This is a genomic window from Helicobacter pylori SA221C (genome assembly GCF_000476855.1).
GTDB lineage: Bacteria > Campylobacterota > Campylobacteria > Campylobacterales > Helicobacteraceae > Helicobacter > Helicobacter pylori_DK.
In genome coordinates this window covers 20,894-37,537 of sequence record NZ_CBPT010000007.1, presented here as the reverse complement: position 1 = coordinate 37,537, position 16,644 = coordinate 20,894, and the positions used below count along the sequence as shown (strand labels likewise).

The window sequence follows — 16,644 nt, the reverse complement described above, 5'->3', positions numbered from 1 at the left end:
ATTATAATAGATTTTAGGCTAGGATTTGATAGAATAAACAAATCAAATTCAATAAGGTAATTTAATGGCAATAGATGAAGACAAACAAAAAGCGATTTCTTTAGCGATCAAACAAATTGATAAGGTTTTTGGTAAGGGGGCGTTGGTGCGCCTTGGGGATAAGCAAGTAGAAAAGATTGACGCTATTTCTACAGGCTCGTTAGGGTTGGATCTGGCTTTAGGGATTGGGGGCGTTCCAAAAGGTAGGATCATTGAAATTTATGGGCCAGAGTCAAGCGGGAAGACCACTCTAAGCTTGCACATTATTGCAGAATGCCAAAAAAATGGCGGCGTGTGCGCGTTCATTGACGCTGAACATGCCTTAGACGTGCATTACGCTAAGAGATTGGGCGTGGATACGGAAAATCTACTCGTTTCCCAACCTGATACAGGCGAGCAAGCTTTAGAGATTTTAGAAACGATCACCAGAAGCGGAGGGATTGATTTGGTGGTGGTGGATTCGGTGGCGGCTCTTACGCCTAAAGCGGAGATTGATGGGGATATGGGCGATCAGCATGTGGGCTTGCAAGCAAGGCTTATGAGCCATGCGCTAAGAAAAATCACCGGTGTTTTGCACAAGATGAACACTACTTTAATCTTTATCAATCAAATCAGGATGAAGATTGGCATGATGGGTTATGGGAGTCCAGAGACCACAACCGGAGGTAACGCTTTAAAATTCTATGCGAGCGTTAGGATTGATATTAGAAGAATCGCTTCCCTCAAGCAAAACGAACAGCATATCGGTAACAGGGCTAAAGCCAAAGTGGTTAAAAATAAAGTCGCTCCGCCTTTTAGAGAAGCGGAATTTGACATCATGTTTGGGGAAGGGATTTCTAAAGAGGGCGAAATCATTGACTATGGCGTGAAATTAGACATTGTGGATAAGAGCGGGGCATGGCTTAGCTACCAGGATAAAAAGCTAGGGCAAGGCAGAGAAAACGCTAAAGCCTTACTGAAAGAAGACAAAGCCCTAGCGGATGAAATCACTCTTAAGATTAAAGAGAGCATTGGCTCTAATGAAGAGATCATGCCCTTACCGGATGAGCCTTTAGAAGAAATGGAATAAAAAGGATTTTGATGCTAACCATTAAAGATATTCATGCTTTAGAAGTGATGGATAGTAGGGGCAATCCTACCATTCAAGCCAGCGTGATTTTGAGCGATAACACTAAGGCGAGTGCGATTGTGCCTAGCGGGGCGAGCACTGGTAAAAGAGAAGCGTTAGAGTTAAGGGATAATGACAAAACCCGTTTTTTGGGTAAAGGGGTCTTAAGGGCATGCGAAAATGTCAATAGCGTGATCAAACACCATTTAATAGGGCTTGAAGCGATCAATCAGGCCTTTGTGGATGAGAGGTTAAGGGCTTTAGACGGCACGCCTAATTACGCTAATTTAGGGGCGAACGCTGTTTTGGGCGTTTCTATGGCGTTAGCAAGGGCTAGCGCGAAGGCTTTAAATCTGCCGTTATACCGCTATTTAGGGGGGGCTAACGCTCTGACTTTGCCTGTGCCGATGCTCAATATCATCAACGGCGGATCGCATGCGAATAATTCCATAGACTTCCAAGAATACATGATCATGCCTTTAGGGTTTGAAAGTTTTAAAGAAGCCTTAAGAGCGAGTGCGGAAGTCTATCACACGCTTAAAAAACTTTTAGATGGAAAGAATCAGCTCACAAGCGTGGGCGATGAGGGGGGCTTTGCGCCTAATTTTAACAACAATGTAGAACCCCTTGAAGTCATTTCTCAAGCCATTGAAAAAGCCGGCTATAAATTAGGCGAGGAAATAGCGCTCGCTTTAGATGTGGCGAGCAGTGAGTTAGTGGATGGAAATTTCAATTACCATTTAAAGGGTGAAAATAAGATTTTAGATTCGCATGAATTAGTGGCTTATTACAAAGAATTGGTGGCAAAATACCCGATCGTGTCCATTGAAGATGGTTTGAGCGAAGACGATTGGGAGGGTTGGGCGTTTTTGAGCAAGGAATTAGGGCGTCAAATCCAATTAGTGGGCGATGATTTGTTTGTAACGAACGCAAGCATCTTGCAAAAAGGCATTGAAAAAAACATTGCGAACGCCATTTTGATCAAACCCAATCAAATCGGCACCATTAGTGAGACTTTAGAGACCATAAGATTAGCCAAACACCATGCCTATCAATGCGTGATGAGCCATAGAAGCGGGGAGAGTGAGGACAGCTTTATCGCTGATTTTGCGGTCGCATTGAATACGGGAGAAATCAAAACCGGATCCACCGCAAGGAGTGAAAGGATCGCCAAATACAACCGCCTTTTAGAAATTGAGCATGAATTAAAAGGGGGGATTTATATCGGCAAAGAGTTGTTTAAGCATGGCTAGTGGCCTTTTTGAAAACGATGAAATCAAAGACAACAAAGTGCGAGATTTTTTCTATAGCCATAGCTCCCTTATTGTCTTTTTCCTTTTACTGCTTGGGTTTGGGTATTATTTAGGGAAGTTGCTTTTTGGAGGTTCTTCTTTAGAAGTTTATTTGGATTTAAGAGACAAGCATGAACGATTGCAACAAGAAATCACCGAATTGCAAAGCAAGAATGTGCGCTTGCAAAAGCGTTTGTTTGAATTGAGGGAATTACGGCCTAGAGATTAGATTTAAGGAAATGGTAGTGTTAAAAAAGATGATAGGTTTGGTGGTGGTTTTAAGCGTCTTATTAGCCAGAGATAACCCTTTTGAGCCTGAAATCAATTCCAAGAATTTGCAAGGGGGCTTTAGCGGGATCTATGATGACTACCTCAAAGAAATCCATGTGGATTTGCCCACGAGCGCTAGAATCTTAAAAAAAATCACGCTCACTTACCAGGATATTGATGGCTCTATCCATTCTAAAGTCGTGGGTATTGATAAAAGCATTGATTGGCACTACCCCTTAAAACTTTCCCAACAGACCCTTAATCAAACCCCCTTTGAAAAACGCTACCAGATCCAAGATTTTGATTTTTTAATGGCAAACAACACGATGATTTTGCGTTCCCCTTATAAAATTTTGCGTTCTTTTGTGCTAGTCAATCCTTATAGAATCGTGTTAGACACGCAAAAAGGCCCTTTGGATATTTATCAAAACATGGATTTAAACCAGAAGTTTTTTTCTCACATTAAAGTCGGCACGCACAAAGATTATTACCGCATCACGCTCATTTTAGACGGGAAATACCGCTATCTTTTGGAAGAAAAAAACGGGGCGTATGAATTACAATTGAAATAAAAGCATGCAGCATTTAGTCTTAATCGGTTTTATGGGGAGCGGTAAAAGCTCTCTAGCGCAAGAATTGGGGCTGGCTTTGAAATTAGAAGTGCTGGATACGGATATGATCATTAGCGAAAGGGTGGGCTTGAGCGTGAGGGAGATTTTTGAAGAGCTTGGCGAAGACAATTTCAGGATGTTTGAAAAAAATTTGATTGATGAATTAAAAACGCTCAAAACCCCCCATGTTATTTCTACCGGTGGGGGCATTGTGATGCATGAAAATCTTAAGGGTTTAGGCACAACTTTTTATCTCAAAATGGATTTTGAGACCTTGATTAAGCGTTTGAATCAAAAAGAAAGGGAAAAACGCCCCCTTTTGAATGATCTCACTCAAGCCAAAGAGCTTTTTGAAAAACGCCAAGCCCTCTATGAAAAAAACGCCTCCTTCATCATTGATGCAAGGGGTGGTTTAAATAATTCTTTAAAACAAGTGCTACAATTCATCGCATAAATTTTTTTTAAAGGCCTTTTGATGTTAAGTAGAGACATTGTCCAATATTCCAAGATCCGCACTGAGTTATACGCTTATCTTACCTATTTGTTTTCGCACAATATCCGCAACCACCTTCCTGAAATCACTTTGGATTATTTAAACAAACAGATCAGAAAAATGCATGCTGAAATCAAAATGGCAAAAAGTTTTTTTGTGTTAGACGCTAAGGGCATGCTCATTCTTAAGCCAAGCCAACTTAAAGAGGAAGGGCATAAGGAAGGGATATTAGAGCATGATTTAACAGAAGGGATTGAACTAGAATCGCATGCCAGTTTTAGCGATAAGTATTATTTTTATCAAGCCGTGAGTGAAAAGCGTTGCATTTTAACGGACCCCTATCCTTCTAAAAAAGGAAACCATTTAGTAGTGAGCGCGTCTTACCCGGTGTATGATCAAAATAACGATTTGGCGTTTGTGGTGTGCTTGCAAATCCCTTTGAGGGTGGCGATTGAAATCAGCTCGCCTTCAAAGTATTTCAGGACCTTTAGCGAAGGGAGCATGGTCATGTATTTTATGATTTCTATCATGCTCACTTTAGTGTCGTTGCTTTTATTTGTGAAATGCATTTCTAGCTTTTGGACAGCGATTGTCAATTTTAGCAGCTTTGACATTAAAGAAGTGTTCCACCCCATTGTGCTTTTAACCCTAGCCTTAGCCACCTTTGATCTGGTCAAGGCGATTTTTGAAGAGGAAGTGTTGGGTAAAAATAGCGGGGACAACCACCATGCGATCCACCGCACGATGATCAGGTTTTTAGGATCTATCATTATCGCATTAGCCATTGAAGCGTTAATGTTGGTGTTTAAATTCAGCGTGAGCGAACCGGATAAAATCACTTATGCGGTGTATTTGGCTGTTGGCGTGGCGGTGCTTTTGATCAGTTTAGCGATTTATGTTAAATTCGCCTATAGCGTGTTGCCCAAACGAGAACGCTAAGAGTTAAAAAATTTTTCTTTTAAGCGTTTGAAAATCCTATTCAATCTAAAAAAGACATATTCTAAAAGGGTTTTTGGGTTGAGTAAGGGGGCAAGAAATTCAAAGGTTTTTTGTTTGTCTTTAAGGCTTAAACATTCTGTCATTTGTTTGAGGAATTTCACGGAATATTCAGCATAAAAAGGGGTTTTTAAAAGAATCTCATGCCATTCTTTAGAATATAAAGAAGTAGGTAAAACCCAAGGTTTTCCTACAAAATAAAAATGCAGCATGACGATTTCTTTTTTGTTAGGGATGAAGCGTTTTTGATTGGCCATGAAAGGGTGGGTGTTATAAATATAAGGCAAGATTAAAACTTTTTGATAGCATGCGAGCGTTAAAAGATCCTGTTCAGGGTAAAACACGCACTGGCCTTTTTGATGGGCTAAATTGAGTAAGCGTTCTTCTAAATGATCAGCACGCCACAGCTTTAAATTCACGACTAAAAACCCGGCGTTATAATTGCTTTCATAGATGATTTGCATATCGCTTTCATTAAGGTAATGCTCATAAAGGGAAAAGGCTTGACGAGGGTCTTTTTCTCGCGCTATTTGAAAATGTTTAGGGCTTTTATCGGAAGCAAAATCTTTAGCCGCTCCAAAATAATAACCATCTAGCGGGATAAAAAAACTTCCGCTCACATCGTTTAAAAACAAAGTGTCTGCATCAAACATGATAATTTTGTCGTATTGCAAGAATAAAGAAGCCAAAAACAAACGGCACATGACCATTTTAGAAAAGCGAGTCTTAGCGTAAATATTGAGTTGCAAAAAAGCTTCATGGATTTTATCAATTACAGAGGGTTCTATTGAAGTGGTGTGAAGATTGGGGGTTGAAATGTCTAAAAAATCCACGCTCATAAAAGCGCTAAAGGGGGCTAGAGTCTCTTTGAGTTTGCGCTGGTTTTCAAGGCTTAAGTTATCCACCAGGCAGTGGATTTTATAAAAAAGTTTTTTATCATGGCGTTCTGTTTTAGCGCAAGCTAGCATGGAATACAGGCTCACGCCAGCCGGAATGGCATAATGATTGTCAAAAGCGATGGCAATAGGAATAATAATACTCATTTTAAGTGGTTTTCCTAAAATAGGTTTTTAATTAAATTTAATCCAAAGTTGAATTTATTTTTTGACAATATTATACTATAATAACCAATTAATAACCAATTAGATTGGGGTTTTACTGATTTTTCTTTGTGTGAGCTTTGGCTTAGTTTTGTAAGGAATGAGATGATAAAGAGTTGGACTAAAAAGTGGTTTTTTATTTTGTTTTTAATGGCAGGCTGTCTTAGTCATTTGGTGGCTCAAACCGGTGAGAAATATTTTAAGATGGCCAATCAAGCCCTTAAGAAAGGGAATTACCATAAAGCGGTGGCGTTTTATAAGAGGAGCTGCAACTTGAGAGTGGGGGTGAGTTGCACGAGCTTGGGTTCTATGTATGAAGATGGCGATGGCGTGGATCAAAATACCACAAAAGCTGTTTTTTATTACAGAAGAGGGTGTAATTTAAGGGATCATCTCGCTTGCGCGAGTCTAGGCTCTATGTATGAAGATGGTGATGGCGTTCAAAAAAATCTTCCAAAGGCTATCTATTATTACAGGAGAGGGTGCCACTTAAAGGGTGGGGTGAGCTGCGGGAGTTTAGGTTTTATGTATTTTAATGGCACGGGCGTTAAGCAAAATTATGCCAAAGCCCTTTCTCTTTCTAAATACGCTTGCAGTTTGAATTACGGCATTAGTTGTAACTTTGTAGGGTATATGTATAGGAACGCCAAAGGCGTACAGAAGGATTTGAAAAAAGCCCTTACGAATTTTAAAAGAGGGTGCCATTTAAAAGACGGAGCGAGTTGCGTGAGCTTGGGATACATGTATGAAGTCGGTATGGATGTCAAACAAAATGGAGAGCAAGCCTTGAATCTTTATAAAAAGGGTTGTTCTTTAAAAGAGGGGAGCGGTTGTCATAATGTGGCGGTGATGTATTACACCGGTAAGGGCACTCCAAAGGATTTAGATAAAGCCATTTCATATTATAAGAAAGGTTGCACTCTAGGCTTTAGTGGTAGCTGTAAAGTGTTAGAAGAAGTGATTGGCAAGAAGTCTGATGATTTGCAAGATGACGCACAAAACGACACGCAAGATAATACGCAATAAGCTAAAGTTTAGGGCTAATCATTAAAACTCATCTTATAGAAATCTTTCTATTCTCTTGTTATCAAATAGGGATTAATCTTCTCTATTGATGAAAATTGAGAATGCAATAAAAATCTACAAATTTAGGGTTTGGATTTATTCTCATATTGATAATGAAAATACTCAAAGGCCTTTTAAAATAAATATAAAAGAGCTCACACAAGACACAAGCGATAATTTTTTAAAGCGCTTCTTTAGGGGATTTAATGGGGTTAAAAAAAGGGGGTGTTGTTTCAAAATCCCCCTATCCGCTTTAAGAACTAACTTCACCACAAAATAAAAATTAACTATAAAAAAAGCTTAAAAACAAGTTTTTTAAAAAAGAATATTGAATAAAGCTTTCATATTTGAACAAAACAAAAACCTTTATTCAATAAAATAAGGTTAAAATCCAATAAAAACGGAGTTTTTATAACTCTTTATAGGATTTTACAAGCTTATAACAACAAAACTTTTTGTTGGTTTTCATTGTTAAAAAATACTTTGAGTCTTTTTGCATTTCACTCAATATTGGTATAAAGCGCGACCACATCATCATCGTCTTCAATCCTGTCCAGTAACTTTTCGGTAAGCTCCATTTGTTCGTCATTCAATTCAATGGGCGTTGTGGCGATGCGTTGCAAACCCGCTTTTAAAATAGGCAATTTCAAGCTTTCAAACCCCTCATTTAAGAGCTTGAAACTGTTATAATCCCCTCTAATAATAATCTTGTCTCCCACTTCTTCTAATTCTTCCAAGCCATAATCAATGAGAGCGAATTCTAAATCTTCTAGGCTGAGTTTTAAATTTTCCACTTCATTTTTCAAGCATTCAAACACGCTTTTTCTATTAAACATAAACTCTAAAGAGCCATTAGGCACGATGCTCGCTCCTTGCGTTTTGTTGAAGTAGCTTTTAAGGTTGGCGATCGTTCTAGTGGGGTTATCAGTCATGCATTCCATGATGATTAGCACGCCAAAATTCGCCTTACCCTCATAAGTGATTTCGCTCAAATTCCCCTCTTTACTGCTCGCTCTTTTAATCGCCGCATCAATATTGTCTTTAGGCATGTTTTGCGCTTTAGCGTTTAAAATCGCTGTTCGCAGTTTGGCGTTCGTGTCCGGCTCGCTCCCGCCATCTTTTGCCGCTAGAGTGATCGCTTTAGCCAGCTTGGGGAAAACCTTGCTCATCTTATCCCATCGTTTTTCTTTAGCCGCTCTTCTGTATTCAAACGCTCGTCCCATTCAATTCCTTTGTAATAAGTTAGCCACTTCTTTAGCATGATAGCTGATAATCATATCCGCTCCCGCTCTTTTAAAACAAGTCATCGTTTCTAATAAAACGCTTTCATAGTTGATGAGGTTGTGTTGTTGCGCGAGTTTGAGCATGGCGTATTCCCCACTCACGTTATAGAGCGCTAAAGGGAGCAAAGTGTGATCTCTAATTTCTTTAACAATATCCAAATACGCCAAAGCCGGTTTCACCATTAAAATATCCGCGCCCTGTTTTTCATCTTCTAAACTTTCTAAAAGCGCTTCTTTTTGATTAGCGTAATCCATTTGGTAGCTTTTGCGATCGCCAAAACTCGGTGCAGAGTTTGCCGCATCTCTAAAAGGCCCATAGTAGCTGCTCGCAAATTTAGTGGAATAGCTCATGATGGGCGTGTGGGTATAGCCGGCGTTATTGAGCACTTTTCTCAAGCTTAAAACATTCCCATCCATCATGTTGCTTGGGGCTAGAATATCCACACCGCTTTCAGCCAAAATAAGCCCTTGAAGATTTAAAATCTCTAGCGTTTTATCGTTAGACACAGAATCGTTTTCTAAAATCCCGCAATGCCCATGGTCGGTGTATTCGCAAAAACACAAATCCGCTATAACAATCAAATCCTTAAATCGTTTTTTAATTTCTCTCGTAGCTTTTGCGACAATGTGATCCTTATTTAACGCATGGCTTCCTGTAGCGTCCTTATGTTTAGGAATGCCAAACAATAAAACGGCTTTGACGCCTAAATCCACTAATTCTTCGCATTCTTTTAAAAGAGACTCCATGCTCATTTGATACACGCCGGGCATGGAGCTGATTTCATTTTTAATATAACTATCGCTTTCTATGACAAATAAGGGAGCGATGAAATCATCAATATTTAGGCGCGTTTCTCTTAACATCGCCCTTAAGTTTTCGCTACTTCGTAATCTTCTCAATCGTTTGAACATGTTCTCTCTTTTTGTTTTTCTTTAACCCCACAATTGGCTTTTTCTATCCCCTTCATTCCGCTCACCTCTCTCAAATTTTCGGGGGGGGGGGGGGTAGCTCTTCATTATCCTCTTCTAAATCGTAAAAACTATTAAAAACGCAATCATGGATAGTGAAACAAATTCTTCCATTGCCATAATGATAGCTCAAATTCAATCCCATAGCCTCTAAAGCGTTTTTAATGATATACATGCCTAACCCAAAACCATGGGCTTGGCTGGGGTTAGAAGATTTAAAGTAGGGTTGCAAATACTTTTCAAAATCTTCTTTTAAAGGTTTGCTTTTATTGGACACCACTAAATTATTCCCTATGAAATCCAAAAACACCTGTTTGTCATCGCTGTATTTGATCGCATTATCTACCATGTTTTTTAACGCTATAGCAAACAATTCAAAATCCGCTTCAATAATGTAATTGGAAGAGGACACATGGATGGGGCTTTCTTTATCCTCATCAATTAAAAGCATTTTTTCAATCTTGTCTATCAAATCGCTCATTAAAAATTTTTCTTTATTGCTCCCGTAATTTTTGGAAGCGAGCTGCTCAATGCGGGCAAATTGCTCAATCAACATGTTCAAGTGATCAAATATAGATGTAAAGCGCTTGTAAGACAGCTCTTCTTTGAGCATAGAGCTTAGTATTTTGCCCTTAGTGATAGGGGTGCGCAATTCATGCATGATAGAGCGCAAAAACAAAATCCGAGATTCATTCATCGCATTGATTTTTTGGACGCAATTGTCAAATTCGTTAGCCAAATCCCCTATTTCATCTTTTTGCTTGCTTTTACAACTCACGCTTTTATCCCCTTGAGCGAAGCGTTTCACTTGAGATCTCAACTCTCTTAAGGGCAATAAACTCTGCAAAACGAATAAAAAGAGGAATAAAATCAATAATAAACCCACCGTAATAGCCAAGAAATAATTCCTATAAGAAACCGAATGCAAATCTTTATAGAGCACAAAATGCTCATCCTTTTTTAAAAGGATAAAAACCATATCGCTGAATTTAAACACTTCAGCATACCCAATATTTCTGTGGTGCAACTGGTGGCGTCTTTTGGCTAAAACCTTTTCTAAATTTTCTATTGTGGTTTCTCTAAAACCAATTTTATAGAGGTAATCTTCTATGGCCCTGTAATCAGAGTAGTTGTTTAAAATTTCATTGATAGTGGTAACAAACTGATAATGGCGCATTTCGTTTTGATAGTTTTCGTGACTGATTTGAGAAGACACGAAATAGTAAGCGAACGCTCCAAAACTAAAGAGCGTTATCATAAACAAAGCGACAACTTTAAAAAAGATAGAGAAACGCAAAACCCCTTAACTCCTTATTAGAATATCAGTATTCTAATTTATAACCAATCCCTCTAACAGAGATGATGTATTGCGGTTGTTTAGGATTTTTTTCAATCTTAGATCGCAAACGGCCAATGATCACATCAATGCTTTTATTAGAGCTTTCAGGGTTGATGCTCTCGCTCTCAATTGCAATGCTTTCACGGCTAAACACATAACCTTTTTTGCTAATGAGAAGCGAAAGGATTTCATATTCAGCCCTAGTTAAGTCTAGCTTTTTTTCATGCATATACACTTCTCGGCTATCCTTATCTACCCTAAAGATATTCGCATCGCCTGGCTCACTCACTTCTTCTTTTTTATGAGAACGCCTAAGTAAGGATTGGATGCGAGCTAATAATTCTTTAGGATCATAGGGTTTAGGGAGGTAATCATCAGCCCCATAATCTAGCGCTTTAATCTTGTCTTCCACATCGCTTCTTGCTGAAGAAATAATAATAGGGATATGTTTTTGTTTGGAGATGCGCCTACACACTTCAAGCCCGTCCAAATTAGGCAAAGTTAAATCCAACAACAACAAATCATAATTTTGTGTGTTAGCCGCACTAAGACCGGTATAGGGCTCATCGTAATTGGTTACATGAATGCCATGTTGGAGCAAAAACTCGCTCAAAAACTCGGCTAATTCTATATCATCTTCTATCATTAAAACTTCTATCATACTTCAATTAACTCCTTCAATGATTTCTGCAACTTTAAAAACGATTAACTTTGTTAATGTTTTAAGGGACTAATTCTAGCATTTTATTACTAAAGATACCTTAAAGATGTCTTAAAAATAAAAATTCAAAACATTATCATAGTTATTAATAGAAATTTAAGGCTTTGTTTTCATGGAATATTAAAAATTAAAGCCTTATTTTTTAATGTTTTTAAAAAATTCCTTTGATCGTTTTTCACTCTGTGTTTTCTCGCTCCAAAGATTCCAATCGTTTTTCAAGCACGCTCAATTGGTATTGCAAGAAACGCGCCACTAAATCCAAACGCTTCATGGCGTCTTTTTCTTCTAAAGCTTGCATGCCTTGAAACAACACTAAGGTTCTCTCTAATAAATTTTTTAAAAAAACCCGCTCGTTTGAAATTGGTGCTTGCGTGGGGTTTTCTTGCGTGATTTCTTCTATAATGATTTCTGGCACATCTTCTTCTTTTTCTTCTGCGATTTTTTCTTGCGTTTCTATTTTAGCAGCGTTTTTTGGCTCTAAAGGGGTGTTAGCATTTTTAGGGTTTGGGGTGTTTTGCAAATAGGGGGGTGTTTTGAAAAAAGAGGGCGTTCTTTGCGCCGTATTAAAACCATCATCAATGGTTTGAGCCATTTTTTCAATTTCATTAAGGGTTTCTGAAATAATGTTTTTCAATTCCATTCTACCAGCCATTTTTCTAAATTCTCAACGCTCAAAAAATCCCCTTTGATAAAATTTAAATAGTGCCGCTCTAACAATGCATCGTTTTTGAAAGGAGCGAGATTTTTTTGGATTTTTTCCAAACGCTTCATTTGCTTTAACGCCTCTGCATGGTCAGGGGTTTTGTTTAAAATATTAGTATAAATTTGCAACGCTTCTTCAAAAAACCCTTGTTCTTCGTAAATATGAGCGAGCGTGATAGTTTCTAAGGGCATGCGTTTCTCTTAATCGTTTGTAATACCTAATCTCTAAACGCCATTTTTAGACTCTACTTGGGTGCGCAAAAAACTAAAAGCCGGTAAGGGTGCGGGCAGTCGCACTAAATTCACATTCCCACTATGGATAGTTTCTAACTCGGTGTTATTTTCTAAAAGGATTTTATACAGCACTAAATAAGAGCGTTTTTCAAAGGTATAAATCTTGCCAATTTCATTGACTATGGGCGTGATAGCCGCATTTTTGGGAGCGATGATTTCATAAGCTATGTTAGTGGTGGTGGTGAATTTGCATGCAAAAAAACGCCCGTCTTCGGTTATTTCGCCATTGACTTGAAAATCCCCTTCGCTAATGGCTGTTTGGTGGTTTTGAGTGTCTAGCCTTTCAAAAGGCCTTCGCATCAAATAGCCGTCCGTAAAACCCCTGTTTTTAAGCGTGTTCAATTCGCTAGCATAAAAACTCGGCTTTAAGGTGTTATGGTAAAAATCATCAACCGCTAAACGATAGATGCGCGTGGTTTGCGCGGCGTAGTAACTGGACTTGGTGCGCCCTTCAATCTTAAGCGCGCTAATGGCGTTTGAACTTAAAATTTCAGCGATATGGCCAGAAAGGTTCAAATCTTTAGCGTTAAAAATATGCGTGCCTACGCCCTCTTCTTCAACCAACCTCATCATCACGCCGTTATCAGGGTTTTTCACGTAATATTCATAATCAAACCGGCAATCGTTCGCGCAACTCCCTCTATTAGGCACGCGTCCCTTTTGTAAAGCCGAAATCAAGCAACGCCCTGAGAAGGCAAAACACATGCTCCCATGCACAAAGATTTCTAATTCCAAATCGGGTAAGGCTTTTTTAATTTCAATCGCATCATTCAGGCTCAATTCCCTAGCGCACACAATGCGTTTGACTCCTAAATCATAAAACACTTGCGCATCTAACAAATTTAAGACATTCGCTTGCGTGGATAAATGGACAGGGATATGCGGGGCGATTTTTAAAGCGAGTTTCACCACACCAGGCGCAGCGATAATGAAAGCGTCTGGTTTTAGCTCTGCCATTTTATAAATATGTTCTTCTAAAAGTTTGAGCTGTGAATTGAAAGGGAAACCATTGATGGTCGCATAGACTTTTTTATTCAAGGCATGGGCGTAGTCAATCCCTTCTTTAAAGGTTTCTAAAGTGAATTCTTTACTGGCGCGATTGCGTAAAGAAAAATGGCTCACCCCCCCATAAACCGCATCAGCCCCATAGTTGAGAGCGATTTTAAGTTTTTTTAAATTACCGGCTGGAGAGAGTAATTCAACTTGGTTCAAAACTACTTGGCTCCAAAAGAAGCGATCAAGGCTTCAATATCGTCCGCGCTGGCTAAATCTTTATCGTCATCGCCGGTGATAAAAGTCGCTGAACTCACGCGCTTAGAATCATCAATTTTGCCTTCAAAAAGCGAATTCATGTATTGGCTGAGCGCTCGCATGACATTGACCACTCGTTCAATTTTTTGGCGGTGGATGTCTTGAAACTGCATAATATCCATCGCTTGCATGGAGCTATCAGAGCAATTGGTGGCTTCTTCTTCAATGCTCTTAAGGGCGTTTAGGATTTCTTGTTGCTCATTGAGCGCGGTTTTAAAAGATTCAACATGTGGGAAATGCACATGCAAATTGTCAAAAATTTCTTGGTGTTTTTGCAAAGGTTCTTGGATTTTTTTAACCATTTTAGCGATCTTTTCAGCGCTAGCCCCGATCAAATCCAATTGATCAAAAATTTGCGTGGCTTTCACTTCAGAATCTCTTGTAACATCGTCTAATTGATGCACGACCTTATGCTCTTCAGTGGGGGGAGGGGGAGGCCATTCATTAGGGCTAATCTTGCCGTATTTTTCAGCGTCTTCTTTTTTGACGGTCATTTTTTGGCTAGAGCTTTCTTTGGATTCTTTAAACTCTTCTTTCTCTTTAGCTTCCTCTTTAGCCTCTTCTTTAGTCTCTTCTTTAGCCTCTAAGGCTTCCAAATTTTCTAAATCGCCACCATTCATCAAAGCGTCTAATTCTTCTTGTGTCATTGTTGTTCCTTGCCAATTGGTTTTAAAAAGCGTTTTTAACCATAATTCCTAGCTGTCATTTTAGCGCACTTAAGCTTTAGCAATCAAAACGCCCTCTAAAATCGCATCAATATCGCCGTCTAGTATCGCTTCCACATTGCTATAAGCAATATTGGAGCGCGCGTCTTTGACTTGCTGGTAGGGGGCTAGGACATAGCTTCTTATTTGATGCCCCCAACCGATCTCGCTTTTTTCTTCATTTTTGGTGTTGCTTTGTTGCTTTTCTAATTCCAATTCATAAAGCTTGGATTTAAGCATTTTTAACGCACTCGCTTTGTTTTTATGCTGGCTCCTGTCGTTTTGGCATTGCACCACAATACCGGTAGGGAAATGCGTGATTCTAACCGCGCTTTCTGTTTTATTGACATGCTGACCGCCTGCCCCACTGGCTCTGTAATAATCATAACGGACATCTTTTTCATCAATTTCTATATCAATATCATCGTCTAATTCAGGGCTAATTTGCACGCTCGCAAAACTCGTGTGCCGTTTGGCGTTCGCATCAAAGGGCGAAATCCTTACAAGCCTATGCACCCCATTTTCATTTTTCAAATAGCCATAAGCGTTTTCGCCCTTAATGATAAAGGCGACCCCTTTAATGCCCGTTTCTTCGCCATCTTGATAGTCTAAAATCTCGCTTTTAAAGCCCCTTCTTTCCGCCCATCTCAAATACATGCGATACAAAATACTCGCCCAATCTTGGCTTTCCGTCCCCCCCGCTCCAGGCTGAATGGTGATAATAGCGTTTGAGGCGTCGTTTTCACCGCTTAACATGATTTCAATTTCTACTTTTTGCACACTATGCTCTAAAACAGGGGCCTCTTCATAGAGCAAGGATAAAGTAACCTCATCGTTATCGTTTTGAGCGAGTTCAAACAATTCCACGCTTTCATCTAAAGAATTTTTCGTTTTTTGATAGGTTTCTAGCAAGCGGTTCAGGCGCACTTTTTCTTTATTGGTGTCTCTAGCCTTTAAGACATCTTGCCAAAAATTAGGATCTTCTTGCTCTTTTTCAATGCGTTCTAATTCTTGCTTGATCTTTTCAGGCTTGATGATTAAAGCGATATTATCGCATTTGTTTTGCAAGCTTTTTAACAATTCGCTATAGGTGTAGTTATCCACAAACAGAACCTTTATGAGTGGGGTTTTGAACTTGTCATTATAGCATTGTTAAAAGCCATTTTAATTTTCAAACCTTAAAATTTCAATTTCGCCCTGAACCAACCCCACTCCTTCATCAATCAAAGCGATAGAATCCACTTGCGCGAGGGCTTGAATCGCTCCTGATTCATAGCGGTTGTCGTTGTAAGGAATGAATTGGTGGTTTGAATAGTTGCCTAAAATTAAATGCACGCGTTCGCCTTTAAGCTTTAAAGGGGCATTGATTTGAGCCTTAAAGGGTTTTAATTTAAAATCTTTATTTAAGGATAAGCGCTCCAATAAGGGTAGAATCAAAATCCGTAAAACGACTAAGCAACTTAAAGGATTACCCGGCAAACCTATAATGATACTTTGATTGAGCTTAGCTAAAGTTACCGGTTTTCCAGGTTTGAGATTGACTTTTTCATAATAAAAAAGGGCGTTTTTTTCTTTCAAGGCGTCTTTAAAAAAGTCTTTATCCCCTACGCTCACCCCCGCGCTTGAAAGGATGACATCATAGTCTTGCAATTCAAGTATTTTAAGCTGTAAATTTTTATCGTCTTTTAAAACCCCTAGAAAATGCGTGTTGTAGTTTTTAAGCATGTTAAAAACACCCACTGAATTCACATCATAAACTTGGCATTCTAGGGCGTTCTGCCCTAAAGGCACTAATTCATCGCCGCTGCTAAAGAGAGCGATTTTTAATTTCCTAAACGCTTTGATTTCTTTGAACCCTTGAGAGGCAATGAGCGCGATATGCCCATAATTCAAACGGGTATTTTTAGGGACTAACACGCTGTTTAAAGAAGCGTTTTCGCCCTTTTGACGGATATTGGCGTTTATTTTAAAATCTTTGGGAGCTAGGGCAAAATTTTCATGGCTTTCTAGCATGCATTCTATAGGGATAATCGTTTCTATTCCCTTTGGCACCATCGCTCCAGTCATGATTTTAACGCATTCATTTTCTTTAACTTCTAAAGCGCTCACATCATCTCCGGCAAAGATGCGCTGAATGACTTGAGTTTTTTTGCCTAAATCCTGCATTTTAAACCCATAGCCATCCATTGCGCTTTGATTGAATTTAGGCAAAGCGTGAATGCAAATAATATCTTCTGCCAAAACGCGCCCTGTGCTTTCAAACAAAGAAATAACCTCTATTTCTAAGGGTTTTAGGGGAATGCTAGAATGGATTTTTAGAGCTTCTTTAAAACTAATCATGTTTATC

Annotated in this window: 17 protein-coding genes and 1 pseudogene; 7 read left to right on the top strand and 11 right to left on the bottom strand. The window is 39.1% G+C overall.

Annotated features, from left to right (window positions below; all coding sequences use genetic code 11):
* Nucleotides 1–64 precede the first annotated feature (64 nt).
* Genes recA through QU01_RS04700 form a run of 6 tightly spaced genes read left to right on the top strand, consistent with a single transcriptional unit; the run spans nt 65 to nt 4,752 of the window.
* Nucleotides 65–1,108 (top strand): recombinase RecA, encoded by a 1,044-nt coding sequence (gene recA, locus QU01_RS04725; protein ID WP_000952100.1) that lies wholly within the window; start codon nt 65–67, stop codon nt 1,106–1,108.
* Between the two features lie 11 nt (nt 1,109–1,119).
* Complete coding sequence (eno, locus tag QU01_RS04720; RefSeq protein WP_033762567.1) at nt 1,120–2,400, top strand: phosphopyruvate hydratase; 1,281 nt, start codon at nt 1,120–1,122, stop codon at nt 2,398–2,400.
* Nucleotides 2,393–2,668: a hypothetical protein gene (locus tag QU01_RS04715; RefSeq protein ID WP_000146217.1), complete on the top strand. Its 276-nt coding sequence runs from the start codon at nt 2,393–2,395 to the stop codon at nt 2,666–2,668. Before eno ends, QU01_RS04715 begins: the two co-directional genes overlap by 8 nt.
* Before the next feature lie 10 nt (nt 2,669–2,678).
* Entirely contained in the window at nt 2,679–3,281 is a 603-nt protein-coding gene (locus tag QU01_RS04710; RefSeq protein WP_050579759.1) for an AMIN domain-containing protein, read from the top strand.
* A gap of 4 nt (nt 3,282–3,285) precedes the next feature.
* Nucleotides 3,286–3,774, top strand: coding sequence for a shikimate kinase (locus tag QU01_RS04705; protein ID WP_001164289.1), 489 nt, complete (start codon nt 3,286–3,288; stop codon nt 3,772–3,774).
* 21 nt (nt 3,775–3,795) lie between these two features.
* Nucleotides 3,796–4,752 carry a PDC sensor domain-containing protein gene (locus QU01_RS04700; protein WP_000952271.1) on the top strand — a complete coding sequence of 319 codons (957 nt, stop codon included), beginning with the start codon at nt 3,796–3,798 and terminating at the stop codon, nt 4,750–4,752.
* Here the strand turns inward: QU01_RS04700 and rfaJ are convergent.
* Nucleotides 4,749–5,852 (bottom strand): HP0159 family lipopolysaccharide 1,6-glucosyltransferase, encoded by a 1,104-nt coding sequence (rfaJ, locus tag QU01_RS04695; RefSeq protein WP_033762561.1) that lies wholly within the window; start codon nt 5,850–5,852, stop codon nt 4,749–4,751. The two genes, QU01_RS04700 and rfaJ, sit on opposite strands and share 4 nt — an antisense overlap.
* A gap of 162 nt (nt 5,853–6,014) precedes the next feature.
* Here rfaJ and QU01_RS04690 point away from each other — a divergent pair, with 162 nt between their 5' ends.
* A complete protein-coding gene (locus QU01_RS04690; protein WP_033762559.1) occupies nt 6,015–6,935 on the top strand; it encodes a tetratricopeptide repeat protein in 921 nt (306 codons plus the stop codon).
* 539 nt (nt 6,936–7,474) lie between these two features.
* Here the strand turns inward: QU01_RS04690 and QU01_RS04680 are convergent.
* The 10 genes and pseudogenes from QU01_RS04680 to QU01_RS04635 form a co-directional block, all read right to left on the bottom strand.
* On the bottom strand, nt 7,475–8,197 hold the full coding sequence (locus tag QU01_RS04680) for a YebC/PmpR family DNA-binding transcriptional regulator (protein ID WP_000532088.1): 723 nt from the start codon (nt 8,195–8,197) through the stop codon (nt 7,475–7,477).
* On the bottom strand, nt 8,198–9,169 hold the full coding sequence (hemB, locus tag QU01_RS04675) for a porphobilinogen synthase (RefSeq protein ID WP_033762556.1): 972 nt from the start codon (nt 9,167–9,169) through the stop codon (nt 8,198–8,200).
* Nucleotides 9,154–10,523, bottom strand: a pseudogene (gene arsS / locus QU01_RS04670) (acid-sensing histidine kinase ArsS). Before arsS ends, hemB begins: the two are co-directional and overlap by 16 nt.
* A gap of 25 nt (nt 10,524–10,548) precedes the next feature.
* Nucleotides 10,549–11,226: an acid response regulator transcription factor ArsR gene (gene arsR, locus QU01_RS04665; RefSeq protein WP_000573732.1), complete on the bottom strand. Its 678-nt coding sequence runs from the start codon at nt 11,224–11,226 to the stop codon at nt 10,549–10,551.
* Between the two features lie 235 nt (nt 11,227–11,461).
* On the bottom strand, nt 11,462–11,926 hold the full coding sequence (locus QU01_RS04660; protein WP_033762552.1) for a CiaD-like domain-containing protein: 465 nt from the start codon (nt 11,924–11,926) through the stop codon (nt 11,462–11,464).
* On the bottom strand, nt 11,917–12,180 hold the full coding sequence (locus QU01_RS04655; protein WP_033762551.1) for a tetratricopeptide repeat protein: 264 nt from the start codon (nt 12,178–12,180) through the stop codon (nt 11,917–11,919). The genes QU01_RS04660 and QU01_RS04655 overlap by 10 nt, the downstream gene beginning before the upstream one ends.
* A gap of 33 nt (nt 12,181–12,213) precedes the next feature.
* The gene (locus tag QU01_RS04650; protein WP_033762550.1) at nt 12,214–13,494 is read right to left on the bottom strand and encodes a peptidase U32 family protein; all 1,281 of its coding nucleotides are present in this window, start codon (nt 13,492–13,494) and stop codon (nt 12,214–12,216) included.
* Between the two features lie 2 nt (nt 13,495–13,496).
* The gene (gene cheZ, locus QU01_RS04645) at nt 13,497–14,240 is read right to left on the bottom strand and encodes a protein phosphatase CheZ (protein WP_033762549.1); all 744 of its coding nucleotides are present in this window, start codon (nt 14,238–14,240) and stop codon (nt 13,497–13,499) included.
* A 69-nt stretch (nt 14,241–14,309) separates the two neighbouring features.
* Entirely contained in the window at nt 14,310–15,401 is a 1,092-nt protein-coding gene (gene prfB / locus QU01_RS04640; RefSeq protein ID WP_033762548.1) for a peptide chain release factor 2, read from the bottom strand.
* 60 nt (nt 15,402–15,461) lie between these two features.
* A complete protein-coding gene (locus tag QU01_RS04635; protein WP_033762547.1) occupies nt 15,462–16,637 on the bottom strand; it encodes a molybdopterin molybdotransferase MoeA in 1,176 nt (391 codons plus the stop codon).
* Nucleotides 16,638–16,644 lie beyond the last annotated feature (7 nt).